We start from the raw sequence: 23,801 nt of genomic DNA, 5'->3' as shown, positions 1-23,801 counted from the left end.
TCTACAACCAAAAACAAGAGAAACCATATGAATACAACGTTAGCGCAACATGAACAGGTACTACAAAAAAACAATCAAACACCAACAACTTCGCCCCCACAAATCGACTCCGGCGCGTCAGCATCTGCATACACCTCGGAAAACCGTATTACCGCCGCCGAGGCCTATTATCTATCGGTAGTGGACCAGGCGGGTGTAGTGGGCGGTCTTGGCGCGGAGCTCATTAATGTCGTCAACTCAATATTGCTTACCGCGCAAGACCAGTATCGTCACCCCGCGACCACTGCTCGCACAATTCTTGACAAGACCGATAGCGCCCTTGCCTACGCCTTTGAATTATTCAAGACAGAGAACAATCTGCCCGATAATTTCTTGTCCGATGATCAGTATGAAGGTCCGAAGGCTTATTGGGCTGACATCAGCCGCTCGCTGATCAAGGTCACTGACCAGGCACGCGCCTTGCTGGCCAAGGTGACAGACAACAATTCTCGCGCTGTGCCTGATGGGCGCCGCTACACCGCGAGCAACGTAGAAGTTGCCTGGTATGCCTCGGCGCGCAACCACCTCTTGTATTCATCGCAGGAGGCATTCATGGATGCCGTCGATGCCGCCACTGCCCACGGCAATTACCGGGAACATTATCTGCTGTTCAGTGATTGGATCGACATAAACCTGGGCAGTATCGACAAAAGCCCCTTCAAGGACGAAAAAGACCTGCTGCAACGCTGCCTGCGCTTTCTCGAACGTGCCGACGTGCAAACTTTCGCGGCCAGGCTGCTCAACGAACTGCTACCCGAATACGCCAGCCAGATCGGCAACCGAACCAACTTACGATTGACCGCCTATGCTATGGGCCGCTGGTCATACGACGATACCCTGGCGCCTTTTCATATCACCAGCCTGCTCTGGTCGGCTGACCCGGAAAATATCGAAGGTGCGCAAAACAGACAATCGGCGGATGTGCTGACCCTGCCGACCCCGGAGGGCTCGGAGCCGGTGGATATTCATTTCGCGCAGGGACTACAGCGTATTGCCCTGGATGCCCATGCCGGAGGTCTACGACAAGTCGAGCGCACGCTCAAGGCGCTCTCGGACCCAGACGACGCGCCGTTTTTTTCAATCCCTCCCCAAGATCCTTGTGCCAGCGCGCTCAGTGACGAGAAACTACGTGCTAGAGCGGATGAACGCTGGGGACAGACAAACAATATTGTCGAGGCACTCCACCCTACCGCTTTCTATCCTTTCTTTTTAGCGGGCGAGGACATTACCGGGGTAGCGCTGAAGGCGCTGAAGGCGCTATTAACCATTGATGAGGCCACGCGGTCTCTCTCGTATATCTGTCGCAGACCCGATATTCACAACCTTCTGTCGGACTTCACTGGCATGCGGATTCAATCGGGTGAAGGAGCCTGGGAGATTCTGCGTCGGCTCGTGCGCAGCCTTCTGGCCCCCATGGCCGCTATCGCAGATAACGGATTTTCTTCGATACCGGCATTTATCGCGCCCTGGCTAGCGGCTAATCAGCAAACGGATTTGCTCGAGCTGATTTTCACCAGCACGCTGCTGACACGCCAGTACCTTCCCGCCAGCGCCTGGAGACCGGGGATCGAACCACCGAAACCTACTGAAATTCCCTTGCCGGAGACCTTGCTCCTTGTGGATGATCCAGACGCCACGTTCGCGGCCAATCGACAAAAGTTGCAGGAGGTCATCAAGGAAACGTCGTCAACACCGGCATTCACCTCACGCCTGCTCGACAAGATCGGCTTGAATGCTCTCTTTATCCAGGCCCTTCCGGCATGGAACACCTTCGAACACTACCAACTGCTGCAAGGCTTGCCGACATTCAGCGAATGGGCCGCGCAAATGGCGCCGGCTCCCGTGCCAGCGACATCGGCGGCGTTGACTTCGGGCGAGCAAGCCTACCTGCTGGTGGAGACACTACTGAATATCGCCTGGCCAGCGGTGAAAGACCTATGGCAACTGGGTCCGAAGCTCAGCGGCGCGCCCACGGACAGCGAGGCCCAGACCTGGGGGAACCTCAAGGAGCGGCTGATTGCTTCTATCCATAAACGCCTGATGGACCAGAAAGTGATCGACCAGCCAGGACATGCGAGCTTTCTCGCCGGTCTGCTACTGCAACGCGCACGTCCAGAACTGTTCCTGCGCGACAGCGACAGCTTGACCCTCAATTATCAAAGTGATCCTGCCGCCATCACCTTGCGTTGGGCGGCAAGACTACTGAACGAAGTCAGTCCCCGTACCTCGATGGCCTGTTCGATCGCCGAAGTGGTGAGCATGGCCAAGGATATCGCCAGGCAAAGCGGTATCGATATCGATTCGCGGCAAATGCACGACGCCCAAATGCTTTCCCCAGCCAGGGAGGCAACGCAGCATCGACTCAGTGAGTTGAGTGGACTGATCCTGGGCGAACAGACCATCGCCACCGCCCGTGCCTGGGGTTATACCAACGCCATGGAGTGGCTCAACCTGACCAAGGACACAGAAGAGCGAAACCAGATGCATCTACTGTCGGTGAAACATGAGCAGGCGCCGGATCTGCGCGCCATGGCGAGCGTGCAACTCTGGGCCTTGGGTACTGATCCTCAAGCGAACTTCGGGGATCAGGACATCAGCACTCTCGATGCTTTTCTCTGTGGCATGAACATGGTCAATCACGATTATTACATTGCCCAGAGAAACGCCCTGCTGGAAAAGTTCACGTCTGATTCGAATCGCTACAAAGAACACTACAAGCCCATTATCCAATCGCAACTTGAATTGATCTTTCAGGGTTTGCCGCTGGAAAAACTTCATATCCTCGACACCGGGCGCTGGCGAATCCTCGCGCCCTCGTCACGCCACTCGTTGTTCTACAAAGCAGGCACCCTGGCCGTAGTCGAATTCGAAGCGCTGCAGGGCAAGCAAAGCCAATTCTTGAATATTCTGAAGTCGGATGATGGACTGCAAACCAGCTGGATCGATATCTGGAGCCGCTCCGCCATGCTGCTACCCAAGCCACCCTCTGCGGGAGGCAGGTTGGTGAGGTCTGGTATCCCTGCCGGTGTCGGATTGGAAGCCGGTGAATGGTACGCCGGGCTGAACGCATCCAGACTCTGCCCCAGCGATCCCGTCAGCACCGCCCATCAGGTAATAGATAAGCTGATCACCCCTGTATGGGATGCGCCCATGACATGGGCGGTCGATTATTCCAAGGAACAAAATATCCTCCCGCCACGCAATCGAGGAGAACGCTTCAGCCTGTTGTCGCTTATCCCGTTCTATGACTACTTTGCCAAACCTGCCGCCGAGCGAAGCAACGAGGACCATCTGGGCCTTACGATGGAGATCGTACTCACCGCGCTGCCTGGAGCCAAAGGCGTGGGTTCCGCCGTCAAGACATTGGGCACCGCCGTTCGAGCGGGCCTGCAAACGGCCCTTGGCCAAGGGCTGAAAAGCCAGGTTTTTTCCATCGGACAGCACGCGCTCACCACCGCATCGGGACAGACTGTCCGTAGAACCGTCATCGGTGGTTTATGGCAGACCTTGAATAATCTGGGCAGCGGCGTCAGCACGGGGCTGGCGAACCAGACCTTTCGCCAAGGCCTGCGCAAAGGCGGCCTGCAACTGACTTATGCGGTTGGCGAAAGCATCTTTTCCGCTTCGCCCATCCCCTTGTACAGCCCACGGACACTTGTGCGTTCGGCCAACAAGCTCTGGCAGAATATACGCAGTAGCGCAGGACAGACCGTGGAAGCGCTGAACAATGCCAAGCAGGCGTTCAAGCAACAACTTGACTCGGCGGCAAGCCAGGTCACCGGCAGGTTTCGGAAGAACAACGGCTGCCCGATGCCAGTTCGTCGCAGCCCAAGGGCGACCAACCTTCCATTCGATAAAATGCTGTCCGTTCGGGCACTTGATTGTATTTCTCTTGAGAATACCCTGCCTATCAGGCACGTTCCCAAGCTCGATCTTTTCCTCGGCTCCGATACCCCGCAAATCCTGGTAAAGCGGATACCGGAAGCAAACTCGACGAACGTACATGCAGCCTTTAAGAAGAAGGCCAATAGCCGGTCAGAGGCGATATTCACGCAAAAATTTCTGATGAAAAATCCAGATGAGAGCTGGAACATCGCGGTCCGTGATCGGGATAATAGCTGGGCGGCGCTCACTGCCAGGCAACTCACTCATTATCATGAAAAGATAGAAAGCATTCTGCCAAGTCGTGCGCTGCGCAATAAGTTTTATATGCAGATGCAAGGAGATACGCTTAATTCACCCTCATGGAAAAAACTTCATGAGACATCCTTACAGGAAGCACGGACACCCACGATTTCACGACTTAAACGCCCCGCGCCGGAAACCCCCGAATCGCCTCCCGCGACAACCCGACATTTCGATAGCGTTCCTCACTGTCCGGGCCTGAAAAGCCAGGAGATTCCGCGATCGGAGTGGAGCGAGTTCCTGTACAAATACATGGGCCGGGATAAGTATGCGGCTATTCGCGGAAGTGGCTACGGCACTGCCTTGCACATGCACCTGCCGGTCACCCGGCAAAGTCCGTTGGGCGACTTTACCCGTACCGATTATGGCATCTATGTGACCGACCTGGCACCGGGCAGCCTCCCGCACGAGAAGCTCTCCCAGAGTATTTTCGGCAAGCTGCACGGTCGCACGCAACAGAAAGCCCGAGCCTCTCATTACTTCGAACTGAGAACTTGCGAATTGCCAGAAGGTTGGACCTTGCACCGAATCTCCGGCCAAGGACTCTCGGGCGACAATATCTTCTTGATCAAAGGTCCCGTGCAAAATGGTCTCTTGCCGGACCTGCCTTTGAAAGGCTCGAAATTCAAGGAACCACTGAAGATCGTGGCAAGCCACGGTAAGTACCCACCTCCCGCACAGCCGTAACCCTCTTCAGGGACGAATACGCAGGGATTAAAAAGTGAACGGGCGCTGAAAGCTGAAATATATATTCAATATCTCTCCCGCCTGGCCGATAGGTTATCAAAGCCTTGCGGATTGAAAAACCATGCGTAACAACCAACCCATCACCCAACGCGAGCGCACCTTTCCCGCTCAGCAACGGTTGATTTCCACGACCGACGCCAAAGGTGTGATCAGCTACTGCAACGACGCCTTCGTCGAAATCAGTGGGTTCTCCCGCGAAGAGTTGATCCGTGCGCCGCACAATCTGGTGCGGCACCCGGATGTCCCGGCGGCGGTGTTTGCGCACCTGTGGAATACGCTGAAACAAGGCCAGCCATGGATGGGCATTATCAAGAACCGCTGCAAGAACGGCGACCATTACTGGGTCAACGCCTATGTCACACCGGTTTTCGAAAGCAATCAGGTGATTGGCTATGAATCGGTACGGGTCAAGCCCAACGCCGAACAGATTCGCCGGGCAGAGGCGTTGTATCGACGCCTCAATCAGGGCAAGTCGGCCATCCCCCAACGCGACAGGTGGCTGCCGGTGGTGCAGGACTGGCTGCCGTTCATCCTGGTCAGTCAGGTGAGTTTCCTGATCGGCGTCTGGCTCAACTCTCACTGGGGCTTCGCCCTCGCCGCCGCCGTTTCGGTACCGTTGGGCCTGCTCGGTCTGAGCTGGCAGCAACGCGGTCTCAAGCGCCTGCTACGCTTGGCCGAACAGACCACCTCGGACCCGCTGATCGCGCAGATGTACACCGACAGCCGAGGTGCCCAGGCGCGCCTGGAGATGTCCATTCTCAGCCAACAAGCACGCCTGAAAACCTGCCTGACCCGCTTGCAGGATACCGCCGAACACCTGAACGCCCAGGCCCGCAAGTCCGACGAGCTGGCCCGGAAGAGTTCCAATGGCCTGGACCGCCAACGTCAGGAAACCGAACAGGTGGCCACCGCCGTCAACCAGATGGCCGCCACCACCCTGGAAGTCGCCAGCCATGTCCAGCGCACGGCCGACGCCACCCAGGAAGCCAATCGGCTGACCCGCCGTGGCCGCGATATCGCCGGGGAAACCCGCGAAGCCATCGAGCGCCTGTCGATGGTGGTCGGTGAAACCGGCGGCACCGTGACCCAACTGGCTAAGGACAGCGACGAGATCGGCGGCGTGGTCGATGTGATCAAGGGCATCGCCGACCAGACCAACCTACTGGCCTTGAACGCCGCCATCGAAGCGGCCCGCGCCGGGGAAATGGGTCGTGGCTTCGCAGTGGTTGCCGACGAGGTGCGCCAACTGGCGCAACGCACCAGCGAATCCACCGGGCAGATCCATACCCTGATCGCCAAGCTGCAACAGACCGCCAGCATCGCCGTGCAAACCATGCACGCCGGTCATCGCCAGGCCCAGGAAGGCGTGGCGCGGGTCCTGGAGGCGGACGCCGCGCTGGTGGGCATCAGCGCGGCGGTAGCCAATATCACCGACATGACCACCCAGATCGCCGCCGCTACCGAAGAACAGAGCTGCGTGGCCGAAGAGATCAGCCGCAATATCAGCACCATTGCGCAATTGGCGGAGCAGACTTCGGAGCAGGCGCACGACTCGGCACAATTGAGTGAAGAACTGACCCATACCGCCAATACGCAATACTCTTTGGTGGAGCGCTTTAATCGCTGACAGATCACTGGCGACACAACAAACCCGATGACTGACAATCATCGGGTTTTTATTGTGTGAATAAAATAAGCAATTTTTCTTTTTAGCAAGTAAGAATTTTCTTTATATATACAAACTTAAAGCTTACACAAAATAAACAAACAACCCCACTCAAGCAAAACTCTTGACAACCAATCAAACTTACTATTCGTTGGGGCCTTGGCATCCTATCGCACAGGCAGTTACCTTTCATTCAAGACTTGAGTGCCTTATTTGCCAAATAAGCATGCGACAACGCAAAACACCGGCAATAAACGCCAATGCGTTCGAGTGTGAAAACGGCTGTCAATATTCAATTGGATTACAGGGATATCCGTATGAAGGATTTAGCAAGCACTCCACAAATTCGTCTCATGACCCAGGATCTTATTGCCCCCTTTGTCAAGCAGGCAGATCCGAAGGATGGGCTGTTGCAGGCCAACGACCTTAATTACCCAGTCACTGTGTCGTTTCCAACTTGGCCCGATGCGACACCTGATGACCGCTATCAACTCACCTGGAATAACACACTGATTGGCGAGCCAATGCAACTTCCATCCGCTCCACCGCCTGGAGATATGTTGTACCCCGAGCTTCCCGTGACGATGCTATCTGTCGAAGGGACCTACCAACTCGGCTATGCGGTCACGACATTTCCCGACACAATGCCCCTGCTGTCCCAGACAACACCCATTATCATCGACCGCACCCCACCTGGCGGCACACTGCTCGCTGCCCCAATCCTCCCGGCGCTCGCCGTCGACGGCCTGACCGACAGTGAACTGATCGAACTGGGTAACCAGCTCACGATCACTATCCCCGGCTACTTCGACATGCAATGGGGCGATGTCATCCATAGTTACTGGGGTGAACAGGCCGGCCCCGCGCATACGGTACAGGCTGATGAGCCCGGAACCGACAAAGTCCGGATCACTGTCGAGCGCCACTTCCTCGAACAACTGGGCAACGGCGAGCTCACCGTCAGCTACAACGTCCGCGACCGGGCCGGTAATACCTCGGTACGTTCACAACCGGTCATCCTCAAGTTGCGGTTGCAGCAACTGCCGGTCAACCTGCAAGCCCCCATCGCCCTGCAGATCGAAGGCGGCCAGGTTCACGATGTACACGCCCGCATAGGCGTGAAAATCGCGGTTCCCCGCTACGAGCATGTCGCCATTGGCGACGAAATCAGGGTGTTCTGGAACGGCGAGCAAACCGCCGGCCGACGCGTTATCAGTGCCCATGAGCAGCAAAAGCCCCTGCTGCTGAACGTGATGGTGCGTTACCTGGCCATCTCCCGTCATGGCGACGGTCCGGCCAGGGTGCATTACCAAGTCTGTCGCAATGGCGAGCTCTTCACCTCCCCGGACCTGGAGCTAGAAGTTTTTTTGCAATTGCCCGGGCCCCAAGACCCGACGCCGCAGACGGTGGTCAACGAAGCACTGGCGGCTCCGGTAATCAAGGGCAAGAACCCGAATGCCCGGACGCTGGACAACTACCTCGACGAGGACCACGCGCAACTCTCGGCCGACGCGATCATCGCCTGGCGCGACGCCTTCCGGGCCGGTGATCGGATCAATCTGTTCTGGGGCAAATCGACGCAGCCGCTGGTACACCTGATCGGCCAACGGGATATCGACAGCGGCGGCGCCCTGGTGATCAATGTGCCGAACCGTCTGATTACCGAACAGGGCTGCGGGGTGGACATCTGCGTGCAGTACACCGTGACGCGCGAAGACAACCCAAACACCTCCTACTCCCCCAAACAGTCGGTGGCGGTGATCTTCCAGATGCAGTTGCCAGGCGGTTCGCAGGGGCTACCGGAACCCGTGTTCAGAGGGGCCAACGTGCTGAATGTGATCGACCCGCGCAAGGACCCGGAGGGCACCGTGGTACATGTGACCCCGTATCGCAACATGAAGGTTGGTGATCGGATCGTCCTGCAGTTCTTCGGCTTCGATGCCCTGACGGGAGGCCGCGAGATCGTTGCGGCGCAGTTCACCGCAGAGCGCTGGGTGAGCGACCGCGAGATCCGCCACGGCTGTCGCTTCCGTGTGCCGCTGGCACGCCTGATGGCCGTCGAGCATGGCCGTGGTCGGGCGCGTTACGAGGTCATCGGCGAGCTGGGACGCAACACTTCGCTGCCGGCCGACGTCTATATCTCATCGCGTGCAACCGTTATGGTCCGCTGATCGCCGAGCATAAAAAAACCTCGACGAAGGATCGTCGAGGGATTTTCCGTCACGCGGGGACAATGATATCCGGCATGATGCCCGGCCATTAGAAACCGTAGCGCATACCGATATTCACACCCCAGGGTTGTTCGATGTTCTCGCCGTTCATGTAGTCGAAGTTAGCGTGCAACTGCAGGTTCTTCGACAAGGCAGCCGACACCCCGACACCCAGTTCGGCACGGGTACCGGACAGGTTGTTGTCAAAGGACACATCATTGATTTTCACCGTATTACCGCGACGAGAGAACTCATGGACCATCGCCGCCCGCAGATAAGGTTGCAGCAAGCCACCATCACTGAGTTCAAGGTTACGCCCCAGGGTTGCCCCCGCCTTGCCGAGCACGGACAAGGTGTGGTCGTTTTTTGCCCGCAGGCCATTGTCCAGAGTGTAGCTGTCGCCCTTGACGTTGACCGTGGACAGTTGCGCATAGGGTTCGACAAACATCGCGTCTTGCAATTTGATGTGCTTACCGAACTCCACCGAACCACCGTAGGCAAAGTTGTCATAGCTACCCTTGGCCTTGGCACCATTGGTCATCGAGACATCCGCCTGGTTGCGAAAGCGGTTGAGCTTGGCGACCGCATCCAGGTAGTAGCCCTCCTCCGTCAACCAGGTGCCGTAGGCCCCGATGTAACCGCTGTCGACTTTGCCGGCGGTGCCGCGACTCAGGCTCAGGTCGGACTCGCTATGACCGGCCATGACCCCGACCAGCAGTTGCCCATTGCCCACCGGCACGGGCAGGTCGACCCCAAGCGACAAGCCTTTCTGACGTTGCTTGTAGCTAAACCCGCCATCCGCGCCAACGTTGTACTGGTTGCCGTAACCGCGAATCCAGCCGCCTCCTTCGCCACTGGTACGAATTTCGCCCATGCGATTGCGCAAGGTCGCCAACTCACCATACCAGACCGTCGGCCCGACACTGAACAAGCCCAACGCCGCCTGAGTCGAGGGGCTGATGGTCTTGCCGGAGCCGACGATAAACCAGTCGTCACCTTGTTTTTCCAACTGGTAGGAATAGACACCGATGTCGACACTGCCGCCGACCACATCGAACACGGCACTGCCGCCTTCAGTGTGTACTACCTGCAGTGGGGTGATCTCGGGAGAATTGGGCTCCAGGCCGGTGTTCTGGATATTCAGCAGAAACTCGCCATGGGCCTCGCCATTGATGTCCAGCTTGTCGCCGGTGTTGTCCACCAGGTTGACCTGCATATTGAACATTCCGCTGCCGGACAACTCGCCCAGCGACAGGGTATAGAACTGCTCGGCGGAGCCCAGGGTCACACTGCCGCCGCCCAGGGACAGCGACTTGACCTCGGCATCACCAACCATTGTCCAGTTCGCGCCGTTGTTGATAGCCACGCTGTTGGTGTTGACCAGGTTACCGGTGAGCTGGGCATTGTTTTGCACAATGACATCCAGGGTGCTGGTGTCGTCAGCGACCAAATCGCCGGAAAGGGTGCTGTTGTCGGCAGTGAAACTCAGTTCGCTGGCCCCCGTGACATCCACCAGCCTGCCGTTACCGGCCAACAGAGTCGAACCGTTTTGCACGACAATACCCGCCACCGCCGCGTCGACGATCCGGATAGCCGGCCCGGTTAAGCCTTCGAGCGTTGAATTGTCCAACACCACGGAGGTACTCGAACCGACCGGTGCCGGCATACCTGGACCTAAGGTGTCGCCGGTGATATGCAAACCAACGGACTCCCCCTGGCCCAGGCTACCGTTGCTCATGTGCAAGGTACTGCCAGCGAGACGAATCGCCTCTCCGTCATTTCCCCCTCCCGCAGTGGCGGTTACCACGGTGCGATTCAAGGTGAGGTCACTCAGCGGCGCGACGATTGCACCAATTCCCACGCCAGAAACGCTACTGTTTTGAAGATTGGCCGAAGAACTCAATAGGTCATCACCGGTGAATACTGTACCGATCTCCAGTCCTCTGCCTGTCGCATTGTTGATCGTGCCATTGACCACAGATGTGCTGGCATCGAACAAGGACAACCCACCATTGACAGTCCCGTTGTTGATATTGACCACGGAACCACCGCTGACCGTTACCCGATCGGTCACCGCCCCGTCGAAGATTTGCAATACTCCCCGGTTGGTCACGGTCCAAGACTCTACCGGGCTGGAAGCGTCCAGGGTTTCAAGCCGGTTGTTCACCGTTCCGGTTATTGCACTACGCTCATCGAGCTGTGTCGCATGAACCTGAAAACCCAACGTCGCCCCACAGGACAAGCCTATAACCTTCAAACCGGCCTTATAAATAAGGTCTCTGCTTTCCTGATTCAGGTACCACATACTATTTCACCTGCATAAATAGAGAGTGTTCTATTCTGCGCAGGGCAATAGGGCTTTAACACACAACACATCCCGATGGACTACAAGCAAACTCCCAAACAAAGGGTGCAAAATTCCTACAGAAATTTACCCGCCACCAACGCAAAAAAATATTTATATAAATCCATTGACACCCGCCGTAAATCCCGATTACTTCAAAACCAGATTGAGCCTATCCAGCGCTTTATCGCCACGTCGAGTTTAATGATGTTGTAGGGTTGCGCACTTTATGAAAAGTGCCGATCAGACGCATGAATTCGCTCGCACGAAATACCTTATATAAAAATTTTCAATACTGAGAAACTGACAATGTGCATCTCAAAAAGCCCGATCATCCTTAACCGTAATACCTATAGCCGAACAAAACTGAATTTCTACGACAAGCCGGATGTAACCCTGGCATTGATTGATGGCCTATTACCCATCACTGCATTGAATGCGCCCCTGGAAGTTACCTTTCCACTGGCCGACGATGCCGGCCTTCATTATTCCTATCGATTGTTCTGGGAAGATGACCCACTGGGTGATGATTGGGTAAACGTGACACAAGATGACTTGGACAACCCGACGCGCCGCTTACGGCTGTACGTCCCCACGGAGTATCTGGTGGAGAAAAAAGATCCGGCCAATCCGACGGACAAAAAATACAAGTTGATCTATAAGTTCTTTAATAACGACAACCAGCTCGCTACTCCCTCTTTTGATTATCTGCTGGAAATCGACCAGACCAGACCCGGTTTGCCTGACCACGGCCCCATGATTTTCCCGCGCGAAGTAGAAGGTGGCCTGACTTCGGCGGAATTGACGGCACTGGGTGACCAGCTGGATGTCCGTATCACCAGTTACAACGTCATGGTGGAGGGCGATACCATCGAGACGTGGTGGGGAAATATCCGGGGCCCGTCTACTACTGTCACTAAAGAGGAGGAGGAACTGCAGGCCCTCATGCTGCCTTTTACCCGTGCCTTTCTCGAACAGGTCGAAGCACAGATCGGCAGCGGCGAAGCCGAAGTCACTTACTTCGTGACTGACCGCGCACTGAACATCTCTCCACGCTCCGAACCCGCCTATGTCAAGCTGCTATTGGAGGATATCCCGGAAGATCTGCGCGCACCGATTGTGCAGCAGGCCGACGATGGCCTGATCGACTATCAGGACGCGAAAACCGGCGTTACCGTCGGCATTCCCCACTACGACGGGGCGGCGCCCGGTGACAGAATCAGGCTGTTCTGGGGCGACGGCAACCCACTGCCGGAGCTCGACCTGCGTCCTGGCGACGAAAACAAGGACCCCGTACTGGAACCCGTTCTGCAGTTCGATGTGATCAATCTCATTCCGCAGGGACAGGTCAACGTCAAGTATGAGGTCCGTCGCCAAGGCGATCTGAAGGGCACTTCGCTGGTCAAGCCAGTCACTGTGTTTCTTACTTTGCCGATACCTGAAGAAGACCTGCGCGCCCTGACCCTTCAAGGCACCAGTAGCAATCCCAATGTCGAGGACAATGTCATCGACCCGGATGACTACGAACTCGATGCGCGAGCGATTTTCCGCTGGGTGACCGGCCTGCGTGTCGGCGACTTCATCAACCTGACCTGGGGCGAGCAGCAAGTTGCACAGTGGTATGAAATCAAGCAGTCCGATTTCGATGCCGGAGTGGATTTCACCATCCCCATCAGCAATCGGGTTATCCAGGATCAAGGCACCGGGCCGGCCATTGCGGTCAGCTACACCGTGACCCGCACCGGCAACCCCAACCCCGCCAACTCGCCGGTCCAGCCGGTTGCGGTACGCTCGCGAACCGAGCAGCCAGGTGGTGACGCCGGATTGCTAGCGCCACGTTTTACCCGCACGACACCGGGCGGTGTTATTGGCCCGATCGAAAACCCCAATGGCACACCACTGCACGTTGATCCCTACGACAATATCAAGGAGGGGCATACCGTCTACATGACCTTCGACGGTTATGACAGGGACGACAACCTGATCGCCGGCGCACACCACACCGATCAACGCGAATTCGATCAATGGGATATTGTCAACGGTTATGACTTCACCATACCCGATGACAAATTACGGGCACTTTGTGTCGGTCGTGCAGAAGCTACTTTCCGGGTTATCCCCAAACCCGAGCATAACCAGGAACCGGCAACTTCTCTGGTGGGCCATGTACGGGTGGATATGAGCCGTCCTGGCTTTGGTTGCGCATAACGTGTTTAACGACGGATCAGTTCGATCCGCCGTGGCAAATACCTGAAGTTTGAAATATCGCCGGGAAAACCCGGCGATATTGAGCAGTTCTTCGCAGCCATTTATTGATTGACTGCAATACTATTTCGATAGGATTTAATAAAATGAATGATTCTTTTGAAAAATATCAGACTCAAGCCAACGAACGCCTGCTGCAAAAACCCAGGGTGGAATCAGCACTTGATAATGGTGAGGGACTCTTACCTATCGATGTCCTGAATGCTCCGGTTCCGGTTACTTTTCCGGTATGGGTCAACCCCAGTACCGCCGAAACCTATCAGCTACTCTGGAATGATGTGCCTATCGGAACCCCCGTTCCCATTACCGAAGACGATAAACCGGGAGATCTGTTGACACTTGATATTGCGCCGGAGCTGTTGAAAGAAGGCACTTATCAACTGAAGTATCAAATACGCAACACTCACAATGGCGCAACCACACCTTCTTTTTTCACGCCCATTGAAATCGACACCACCGCCCCTGGTCACCCCACCACTCTCGCGCCCCTGGACTTCCCCCCAGCCGTCAATGACGGCCTCACTTCGGAAGAACTGACACAACTGGGCGATGTGCTTCCAGGCACCATCCACGGTTACAGCGGCTTCGACATCGGCGACCGGATTCGAACTTTCTGGGGCGCCATCGAAGGCCCCGGCGGCCAAGTCGAGGAAGATGACATAGAGCCCCGCAAAGTCATCATCGAATTTCCCCGTGCCTTTCTCGAATCGCTGGAGGACTTCAACGGTCCGGTGTTTTACCAGGTCACCGATCGGGCCGGCAATCCTTCGGATAACTCCACCACCACCCAGGTTCGGCTGTTGCTCAACGAACCGGTTACCGATCTCCCCGCGCCGATCATCGACGGCTATATCGAGCCCATCGACCACGAACAAGCGCAAGCCGGTATCGAAGTGTGGATTCCCACCTCGGAGCTGGTGGCAGGCGACGACCAACTTCTCTTGCATTGGGGCAGTGTCCCCTTAGGCCCATTCGACCCCGAGTCCATCGGCCAACCGATTGTCCTGCGCATTGATGTGGATTTCGCGACCGTCGAAGCCGCTGGCGACGGCGCCATCCGCCTGAGCTATGAGCTCAGCCGTGAGGGTCATGTCATCGGCTACTCGTTACCACTGGATATCGTGGTCAGGGCCAGGCTGCCGGTGCCCGGCCAAATGCAACGACCGGTCATTCGCGGCGCCTCGCCCGGCGCCACGGACAACCTGATCGACGAAAATGATTTTGAACGGGATGCGAACGCCATCATCGCCTGGAACCCCGGCTTTATCGAAGGACAGCTCATCCAACTGTCCTGGGGCGGTCAAGCAATGTTCGAACCGCCTTACCGCATCACCGCAGGCGATGTCAGCGCCGCCCGCGACCTGAATCGACCGGTTCTGAACAGTCGCTTCCAGCCGGTCGGCACCGGCACCGATATTCGCGTGCAGTACATCGTCACCCAGGCCGGCAATCCAAATACTTCAAGATCGCCGGAACAGAGCATCATCGTCCGCTCGCGGGATGAACTGCCCGGTGGACCGACAGGGCCCGACGCCCCGCTGTTCACTGACTTGAACGAACACGGTGCGATCAACACGATCAACGGTCGGGACGGGGCACCAGTCCACATCGCCCCTTATCTGAATATAAAGCCTGGCGATGTCATCCATTTCCTTTACGAAGGCTTCGACCAGCTGGTGGGCGGCAATCCGAAAAACCAGTGGCCGCATACCTCCGAACCGCTGACCGAGGAACAGACCCGCAACGGCTACGACCTGCGGGTGCCAAGAGCGGTGCTGGACAGCAGTTGCTACGGCCACGCCGAGGCTACCTTCAGCGTGGACAGCATCACCGGCACCGGCCGCTCGAAACGCCAGAGCGCCTACGTCGACATGCGCGTGGGCAGCCGATGTCCGCCAGCGTTTCGCCAATAACCGCCCCCTCATCCTTCTGGAGCTATTATCATGTCTGAGCACATCAACCCACGAAACCTCGATCAACCCGTGATCCTCAGCGTCAATCCCGCCGGAATCGGTGCCGTCGACGTAGAGAACCCGGAAAAACCCCTGCCTGTGCTGGTGGGACCGCTGAACCTCAAGCCCCGAGATCATATCGACCTGTACTGGGGCGATGCGGCGGAGCCGGTCAGCAGCTACGATCATCCCCAGGACGCGCCACCGATCAATGACTTCGTGACCCTAGCGGTGGCTACCCAAGGCATTGAATCGGCCAGAGATCCGCTGCCGGTTCGCTATCGCTTCACACCGTTTCCCGGCAGCGCGCCGCAAGACTCCGACATCACCCACATCCGGGTAAAACTGCAAAGCCCTGGCGGCATCGATATCGATCCGGCAACACCTTACGAGAACGAAGCCCTGCGCCCGCCCCAGGTACAACCGCCGGCGGTGATCGTCGATCCACGGGGGGTCAGGGTGATCGTCATGCCTTACCAGCATATGAGCGAAGGCGATCGCATTCGGATCAACTGGGCCGAAGAGGCGGTCGATCATCCGCCCCTGACGGCAGCGGAGCTTGACCGGGAGGTGATCATCTCGATTCCGGCGCAAATCGTCGAGGCAGCCGGCAACTCCAACAATCTGCCGGTGCGCTACGAGATCCATGATGTGGTCGGCAATTGGTCGAAACGCTCACCCGCCAGCCATGTCGTGGTCAGTATCGGCTCACACTGAGCCTAACCCCGCCGGTTGCCATAGGCAGGGCAGCCGGCGTTTCAAGCAACATGACGCCCGATAAAATCAGCGACATGCCGCGCCGCCGTGTCCAGATGCTGTTCATGGCTCAGACCGCTGGCCTTCAGCGGTTTGAGATCGTGATCGGCGGCCTGCAGCCAGCTCAGTTCCAGCCGCGCCGACAGCCTATAGTCGGCTACCGTCCGCCGATTGCCCAAGGCATCGCGCTCGCCCTGCACGATCAGCGTCGGCGTCACCAGATCGGCCAAGTGCGCCACTCGCGGTTTCTCCGGCTTGCCAGCGGCGTAGAACGGATACCCCAGGCAGACCAGTCCTTGTGCGCTGAGGTCGTCGGCCAACAGGCTAGCCATGCGTCCGCCCATGGATTTGCCACCGATGAACAATGGCCCCCTGACTAACCGCCGTACTTGCTCGTACACCTCGCGCCAACAGTCCAGCAACCTGGCCTGTGGGTTGGGCGGACGCTTGCCGCCCTCCAGGCGCCGCTGGGCCATGTAGGGAAACTCGAAACGCAGCACGTCAATGCCCAATGCCGCCAGGCGCTCGGCCATGGCGTTCATGAAATCACTGTCCATTGGCGCACCGGCACCGTGGGCGAGGATCAGCGTGGCCTGCGGGACGTCTTCCCTGACAGCGTTGTACAGATAGGCGGGATTGCCCGGCCAGGAGATCTGCGACCGGGTTGCCTGCTGAATCGACATAGAACCTCTCACTTCAACGCCCGCACTGACAGCGGGCTTGTGGCGCCGAAATTGACTGACACTAGCCACACAGGCCACTAGATATGTAATGCATCGCTGCGCCGCTTTTCCTGAAAATGAACGCACCTTAGCTGCCTGCGCAGACATTGCGAGGCCGGCGCTGCCGACACGGGAAACTTCCCGCGGTCATTTTAAGATGAGTATTGCCATGCCCCAAGATGCCCTCACCGACGCCCAACCACCTACTTCCAACCCCTTGCCAGCCGAGCGCGCGGTCAGGCCCGGACCAGAGAAAACCCGTCCCTCGCTTAGCCGCGCTTTCGCCAGCGTGGACGAAGCTGTCCAGTATGCCCATGGCCAAGCCGCTGTCAAAGCTTCCGGGCGACAGTTGTCGTTGATTCTGAAACATGCGCAAAAGGACGAATTCAAGGTCACGGAACCGCAAGACGCGGCACCGTCTCTCTTCGACCCGACGGTCGTCTTCGAACATGACGCCCAGGGCGCATTGCAAGTGCCCGAGGACTTTAGCCTCGTCGGTCTCTACGGCCAAGCCGAGACACAACACGAGCTCCTGCCGCCTCGGGAAAGCGGCCTGTATGAAAATTTCTTCAGTGCCCACGACTTATTCGCCGGACTCCATCACGCGCGTCGTTTACGGCCAGCGATACCCCAGTCTCTGCCGCTACCAGTGTTTTACGGCACGCCAGACGGCGCGCTGCTGGCCTATCAGGCTAGCGATAGCGACCTGGAGCAGGCGCTGTTGCCCGAAGGGGCGAATTGGCAGGCCCGGGCCGGGCACTATGATGAGCAACTGGCAAGTGGCGTGTTGCCTCCCAGCCAGTTGGTCCGGACCCTCGCTGCCGCCGGCCAACTACGAGTGCTGCAGACCAGCCGCCTGTGGAACCGCCTGGGCGAGGTGAGCGCGATCAAATGGACACCATTCGCCGATGCCGCCCTGCCGCAATTAGGCCCAAGCTTCCTCTCGGCGGACGACGCCGCGCGCCATGCCCAGCAGATTATCCAGGGCGGTACCGACAAGGAACTCGGCGGACTGATCTTCCAGCGCGAGGACGGCAGCTTTGTCGCCACCTTGCCCACCAGCGGCAGCGGCAGCCGATTCGACAGCGAGAGCCTGTATCCCGTCACGGAAACCGGTATTGCCGACTTTCCGCCAGGGCACCGGCTGCATGCGGTGTACCGCTCCAACATCAGCTTGTCGGCCATCCAGGAACAGGTCGGCAGCGCCTTAGGCAATCCATCGAGGCACAGCGAGCAGGAGAACCGCCTCAGACTCAAAAGCATCACCCCCGATGAAGTGCTCGCCACTCTCATCCCGCGCCCCCCCCAGGGGATAAAGGCGTTCTATGTGCTGATGACCGACTTGAACATCATTAAGTACATGCCTAGCGAGTCCGCCGAGGAAGACGCCCTGATCCCGCGCCTACTCCCTGGAAGTGACCTCGGCGACCTCGATCGGCTATTGCCGAGCGATTTCATCAAGGCCCTGGCAAGGGCCGGCGGGCTCTACATCGTCCGTGGCGACAACTATTGGGGCCCGCCGGGCAAAGTGCCCGAGGATTGGCAGCCCTACCCGTCCAGCCAAGCACCGGCCCGAGCGTTGCTGGCCTTCGGGCCGGTGTTCGACACCGCGGATGCCGCCGCCCTCCACGCCAATCAACGTATCAATGGCCAATACCGGGAGCGGCGGATCGGCTTCATCATCACCGACATCCACAACCGCTACGTGGCAAGCGAGCCCATCACCGCCAGCGAACCGTTGTTTACCACCAACCCGCTGCCGCGTATGGAGAATGACGGAACCCTGACGGGGCTACCCGGTTTTCGCCTGGCCGGTCTCTACTACAGCGCCGAGCTGTATCCGCAAAACCTACCATGCAAGGACGTCTGGATTTACCGGAACTTCTTTCTGCCCGACGAGCTGCTGGCCGCGCTCAAACTGATCGAAGGTTACCGCCCGGCCCCGACCGCGTCACATTTACCCTTGTACCTGAGCACCCGCGATGGCGCGCAACTGAAGTACGTCTCTCTGGACACCACGTTCGATCAATCGCTGCTCGCCGGCTCGACGAATCTTCCCAGCTACGGTGAACGACTGGTCCAGGGCATACTCGACCCGTTGGATTTGGTTCATTCGCTGGCCGAGACCGGTGAACTGAGCGTATTGCACCCGAGTGAACTCTGGGGATCGCCCACTCGCCTGACGGGCGAATGGCACGCCTATCAAGAACTGCGACGGCGCACGCTGGGACCGATCTTTGCCACGGCGGACGACGCCGCCCGCCATGCCCATGCGCAAATCGCCCGTCGCTACGACAAGGTGTATGGCGGCGTGATCCTCAAGCGCGAGGATGGCCAATTCGTTGCCACCACACCGCTGGTTTCGCCTACCGAAATTTTCGACCACACGCATGTATTCCCGATCAGCAACGGTTTTCCCCTGGAGGGCCACAGAATTGCCGGGATCTATAGCTCTCGCCTCGGCATGCTGGATTTTGCCTTACCGCAGAGCGAAGCCCGGCTCTACCTGAACCTGTTTCCGACCTGGGATATCTACCGGGCAATCAAGGATCGCTCGATTCCATTACACTACTTCTCATGCCAAGACGGCTCGTTGATCCGCTACAACAGCAAACATTCCCCGGATGAAGTCGATCTGTTCAACGCGCTACGGCCCCCATCGACGAGCCCGCTGAACCTGATGGAAAATCCGACGGAGCAGCACTTCAAAAGCACCAGGGACGAGGATAAGGGAGCAGTACTGGCCTTCGCCCGCGACCTGGTAAAAACCGGCGAGCTACGGGTCCTGGTCAACGGTCGCGAGATCTGGACAACCCCTGGCAAGGTGCTGACCCTGCGCGACACCGCCGCCGGCGTGCAGGTCGACACCGACAACACCTCCATCGCCACTGCCGTGCCCAGATTCAGCCCGGTGTTCATGACGCCGCTGGACGCCGTGCGCCACGGGCTCGCACAGATTGGCCAGCGAAGCGGGCGCAGCTTCGGTTTCATTTTCAGGAAAACCGCCAAGGAATATGTCGCCACCGAGGCGGTCCCCGATACCAGTGCGAACTTCGATCGGGCGCTCATCCTGCCGCCACAGATTGGCGTCCTCGGCCTGATCCCCGGGTATGTCATCGACGGCCTGTATGTCGCGACCGGCAGCCAGCGGACGCCGTCGACCGATGCGGTCTACCCACATTTCATCAGCGCGCGAGACTTTGCCCACGCCATCAAGACCGCCCGTGAAACGGCCATCGTGCCCGGCCACCAGGCCACTACCCGGCTTTATCTGTCGACCCTCGACGGCGCCTCGCTAAGCTATGAGGTACCGTTGGTTCCGGACGCGGACGAAGTGATCCGCGGCAGCGTCTTCCATAACGACGGTATCGACACCCAAGGCCAGTTGGAGAACGGCTCACTGTCCGGGCAAGACTATGTTCGTCGCGTGGCGGCAAGCGGCAAGCTGAGCGTGCGCCACCCCGGCACCCTGTGGCGCCAGACAGGTCCGGTGAGTGCTACCTGGAAACCTTCCGACAGTGCCGCAACCGGCACCCAGCCTTATGCCCTCAGCCCGCTGTTCGCCCATGCCGACGACGCAGCGTTGCACACCCACAACAAGATCGGTCGCGGTCGTGGCGCGCTGCTGGTCGACGCGATCTATCGAACCTCCGCCCCCGATGGCTACGTCACCCTGGAGCCTTTCATCGATGGCCAGGCGATCAAGGTCACTCGCACTCTGGCCGACCTGAAGACCCAGGCCCTGGAGCAGCAGCGCCTTGAATTGACCCTGGGCAAGACACCGCTCGACAGCATTCACTATGCCAAGCCATTGGCCCCTACCCGCTATCAGATCGACGATAGCCCCCCCGTCGATTTCTTCGCCGTCGAGGATATCTGCTTCGTCACCAAGACACTGCTGGCCGACAACCTCTTCCTCAATGGCATCTACTATTCCAGCCAGGACGGCGCCCTGTTCAAGTACGAGCCCAGGGACTCGAACGCACAGCGTGAGCTGTGCACGCCGATAGAACCGGAGCGCATCAAGGGCCTCACCCCACCCCAGTTGCCCCTGGTGAATGCGGTCGCCGCCGCTGGCAAGCTGAGTGTGCTGCAAACCAGTCACCTCTGGCCCACCCTCGGCCCGATCGATCCCACCTGGACGCCTGTCTGGACGCTCACCGATCGCCATCCGCGAGCCACACGCGAACTGATACCGCCACTGATCAACAGTTTCAATATCGGCGGCGTCGGCGCCACCGACGTGATCGACCCGCAACGGCCCCTGCCCGTGGTGATTGCGCCGCTGAACCTCAAACCCAGGGACCGGATCGACCTCTACTGGGGCACTCATTCCACCCCCGTCGCCAGCCATACCCAAGGCAGTGAGCCCGGCGCCAGCCATCTCACCCTGCGGGTCGACACACGCTGGATCATGACCGGCGAGGTAACAGTACGCTATGTCCTCACCCCCTTCCCCGGCGGCGCGCCGGAAACCGCCGAGACCCGTTTGCGGGTCAAGCTGGACGTGCCCGGCGACCCCGACACCCAATCGGCGACACCGACCATCAACGACAAACTGGAATTACCGCAGGTGGTGCCCCCAGGAATCATCGAGGATCCGGAGGGCGTCAGTGTGGTCATCAAGCGTTATGCCAACATGGCCGTTGGCGATTCAATCGTGGTGTCCTGGCATGGCCGCCTGGTGCAACACCCTCCCCTGACCGCGCCAAGCGACATCGTGGTGGTGCCGATCGATCCCGAGATTATCCGCGAAGCCGGCAACTCCGATGCGATCCTCGTGCGCTATGAGATACGCGATGGGGTCAACAACTGGTCGAGATGGTCACGTCCGGCGCTGGTCGAGGTGGGCATTGGCGATCCGTCCCTGCCCGCCCCGGTGGTGCCGCGCGCCCAAGGCATGCAGTTGGACCTGGACCGGCTCAATGGCGCCAACGTGCAGACACTGGTGTTGCGTTACGAGGGCATGAGCAGCGCACAGAACCTGCGCCTGCTGGTGGAACGGGAAACCGCGCTCGGCGCGGCGCTGCCGGCGTACAGCGCGCTCATGCGCGGCCACGATAGCGACCCCTTCGTGTCCTTCGAGGTGCCGAACGAGCAATTCCCGCTCATCATCCAAGGGCTGGCACGCTTCTATTATCATGTCGAAGAACCTAACCAACCCCTGCGCCGCTCCAAGAGCCGGTCGCTGAAAATCATCGGTCAGGCGCTGATACTCAAACCACCACGGGTGCCCGTGGCCGAAACCAACGGTAATGTGCTCGACCCGGCGGCCACCGGGGTGATTGCGCGGGTGGAGCCCTACCCATTAATTGCCGTGGGTCAGACGGTGACGCTGGTCTGGATCGGTACGACCGCCGCCGGCACCGAAATCCTTCATCAACAAACCCTGTCGGTCATCGACATCGGCAAGGACATCGACTTCACCATACCCGACGACAAGGTCAGTGTGTTGGCCGGAGGCTCTGTCGTGGTGCGTTATGAAGTCAAGACCGAAGCCCCTGAGCCGCTGGTGTCACAGCCGTTGCTGCTGCCGGTCAGCGCCCTGCCCCTGGATCTTCCACGCCCCACCGTGGTGGAGGCCCATGACACCGTACTGTTCCCGTTGCAGGCGCTCGATGGCGCGACGATCCGGGTCAGCTATGCCATGGAAACCAGCGACAGCATTCGCGCCTACTGGCGAGGCACGCCGGGAAGCGGCACGCCCCTGATCGACGCCAAGCCCGGCAGCATCGATGGCACGGTCGATTTCTCCGTTCCCGCCAGCGCCGTGAGCGCTAATATCGGCAAGCGCGTTGAGGTCGGTTACAGCGTCACCCGCCGGGGTATCGCCGCACCGTCGAAAGTCCTGCCGCTGGACATACTGCCCATCGCCCACGAAGACCTGCAGCCGCCTTTTGTTCGCGAGGCGCCGGACAACCTTCTGCTGGACCTCAACACCTTTGCCGGCGACGCCCATATCGAAGTGAGGAAATGGCCGCATATCCAGATCGGCCAGCGGATCTGGCTGAGAATCGACGGCACCCTGAGCAACGGTCGGCCTTTCGCTTTCACACTGTGGAACGCGGAACTGGTCAGTAATATTTCGGATGTCATCGAGGGCCTGCTCTCACGTACCCAGCTCGATCAGCTGCGCGATCTGAGCGGCCTGACTTTCACCTTCAAGGTGGCTTTCGACGGCAGCAGCGATGAGTCGAGTGCCCTGACGTTCCCGCGCCTGTCGCTAACGGTCAGGGCCCGCAAGCGCTTGCCGGAACTGGTTCTCGATACGCGCCCCGTCAGCCTGCCGGGAAAAATCTACCTGATTCCCTGTCATCCACGGGTGTTGCCGGAGTTCGGTCCCGGCACAACCCTGCAGCGCGCCGCCAGCGGCGGCGTGCCCGGCTATCACTACAGTAGCGATAATCCCGACATCGCCGTGGTCGACGGCAACGGCCGGGTCACCGTGCGCGGTAATGGCAAAACCTTTATCCGGGTCAACGACAGCGCTGGGCAGCGCAAAAGCTATGAAGTTACCGTCAGCGGTGTCATCCAGTGCTACAACCTGGGTGAAGGCGGCAGTACCGAGACGCTACGCAAGGCTCAAGCGCAAGGACTGAGCGTACCAACGCTGGAACAGTTGATCGACATCCGCACGGCATACGGCAAGCGCTGGCCCCTGCAATCGCCACTGAAGCAGAAAACCTGGTCATCGACCACGAAAACCCCATTGGGGCTGGTGCATGCGGTACTGGACATGACGTTGAACGTCATTGAGCCGGAGCGCCCTTATATCAAGATCACCCCTGGCCTGGGCCTGATCTATGAGGCCAGTGGCCTCGGGATCGGCCCCGTGCGACTCGCCAACTGCAAGTAAGGAGCAAGACAGTCGTCCTTGATCAACCCGCCGGTGGCCCTTGACCACCGGCAACTCCC

The 23,801-nt window shown here is 58.7% G+C and carries 9 protein-coding genes; 7 read left to right on the top strand and 2 right to left on the bottom strand.

Features of this window, described 5'->3' with window-relative positions; translation table 11 throughout:
• Positions 1 to 27: 27 nt before the first annotated feature.
• From AWM79_RS10560 to AWM79_RS10550, 3 genes are all read left to right on the top strand, one after another.
• Positions 28 to 4,911 carry a hypothetical protein gene (locus AWM79_RS10560; RefSeq protein WP_143063289.1) on the top strand — a complete coding sequence of 1,628 codons (4,884 nt, stop codon included), beginning with the start codon at positions 28 to 30 and terminating at the stop codon, positions 4,909 to 4,911.
• 121 nt (positions 4,912 to 5,032) lie between these two features.
• Complete coding sequence (locus tag AWM79_RS10555) at positions 5,033 to 6,598, top strand: methyl-accepting chemotaxis protein (RefSeq protein ID WP_060782779.1); 1,566 nt, start codon at positions 5,033 to 5,035, stop codon at positions 6,596 to 6,598.
• Between the two features lie 356 nt (positions 6,599 to 6,954).
• Positions 6,955 to 8,808: a hypothetical protein gene (locus AWM79_RS10550; RefSeq protein ID WP_026013158.1), complete on the top strand. Its 1,854-nt coding sequence runs from the start codon at positions 6,955 to 6,957 to the stop codon at positions 8,806 to 8,808.
• An 88-nt stretch (positions 8,809 to 8,896) separates the two neighbouring features.
• On the opposite strand, the gene AWM79_RS10545 is transcribed toward AWM79_RS10550, so the two are convergent.
• Complete coding sequence (locus tag AWM79_RS10545; protein ID WP_017131821.1) at positions 8,897 to 11,014, bottom strand: autotransporter outer membrane beta-barrel domain-containing protein; 2,118 nt, start codon at positions 11,012 to 11,014, stop codon at positions 8,897 to 8,899.
• A 486-nt stretch (positions 11,015 to 11,500) separates the two neighbouring features.
• Here AWM79_RS10545 and AWM79_RS10540 point away from each other — a divergent pair, with 486 nt between their 5' ends.
• The 3 genes from AWM79_RS10540 to AWM79_RS10530 all read left to right on the top strand — a co-directional run bounded on the left by AWM79_RS10540 (position 11,501) and on the right by AWM79_RS10530 (position 16,125).
• The gene (locus tag AWM79_RS10540; RefSeq protein ID WP_060782778.1) at positions 11,501 to 13,399 is read left to right on the top strand and encodes a hypothetical protein; all 1,899 of its coding nucleotides are present in this window, start codon (positions 11,501 to 11,503) and stop codon (positions 13,397 to 13,399) included.
• Between the two features lie 143 nt (positions 13,400 to 13,542).
• Positions 13,543 to 15,369: a hypothetical protein gene (locus tag AWM79_RS10535; RefSeq protein WP_060782777.1), complete on the top strand. Its 1,827-nt coding sequence runs from the start codon at positions 13,543 to 13,545 to the stop codon at positions 15,367 to 15,369.
• A gap of 30 nt (positions 15,370 to 15,399) precedes the next feature.
• The gene (locus AWM79_RS10530; protein ID WP_060782776.1) at positions 15,400 to 16,125 is read left to right on the top strand and encodes a hypothetical protein; all 726 of its coding nucleotides are present in this window, start codon (positions 15,400 to 15,402) and stop codon (positions 16,123 to 16,125) included.
• A gap of 41 nt (positions 16,126 to 16,166) precedes the next feature.
• On the opposite strand, the gene AWM79_RS10525 is transcribed toward AWM79_RS10530, so the two are convergent.
• Entirely contained in the window at positions 16,167 to 16,847 is a 681-nt protein-coding gene (locus AWM79_RS10525) for an alpha/beta family hydrolase (protein ID WP_017131818.1), read from the bottom strand.
• 208 nt (positions 16,848 to 17,055) lie between these two features.
• Here AWM79_RS10525 and AWM79_RS10520 point away from each other — a divergent pair, with 208 nt between their 5' ends.
• On the top strand, positions 17,056 to 23,742 hold the full coding sequence (locus AWM79_RS10520; protein WP_060782775.1) for a hypothetical protein: 6,687 nt from the start codon (positions 17,056 to 17,058) through the stop codon (positions 23,740 to 23,742).
• Positions 23,743 to 23,801 lie beyond the last annotated feature (59 nt).

This window comes from Pseudomonas agarici, assembly GCF_001543125.1.
Classification (GTDB): Bacteria; Pseudomonadota; Gammaproteobacteria; order Pseudomonadales; family Pseudomonadaceae; genus Aquipseudomonas; species Aquipseudomonas agarici.
This window is presented reverse-complemented; position numbering and strand designations above follow the sequence as displayed.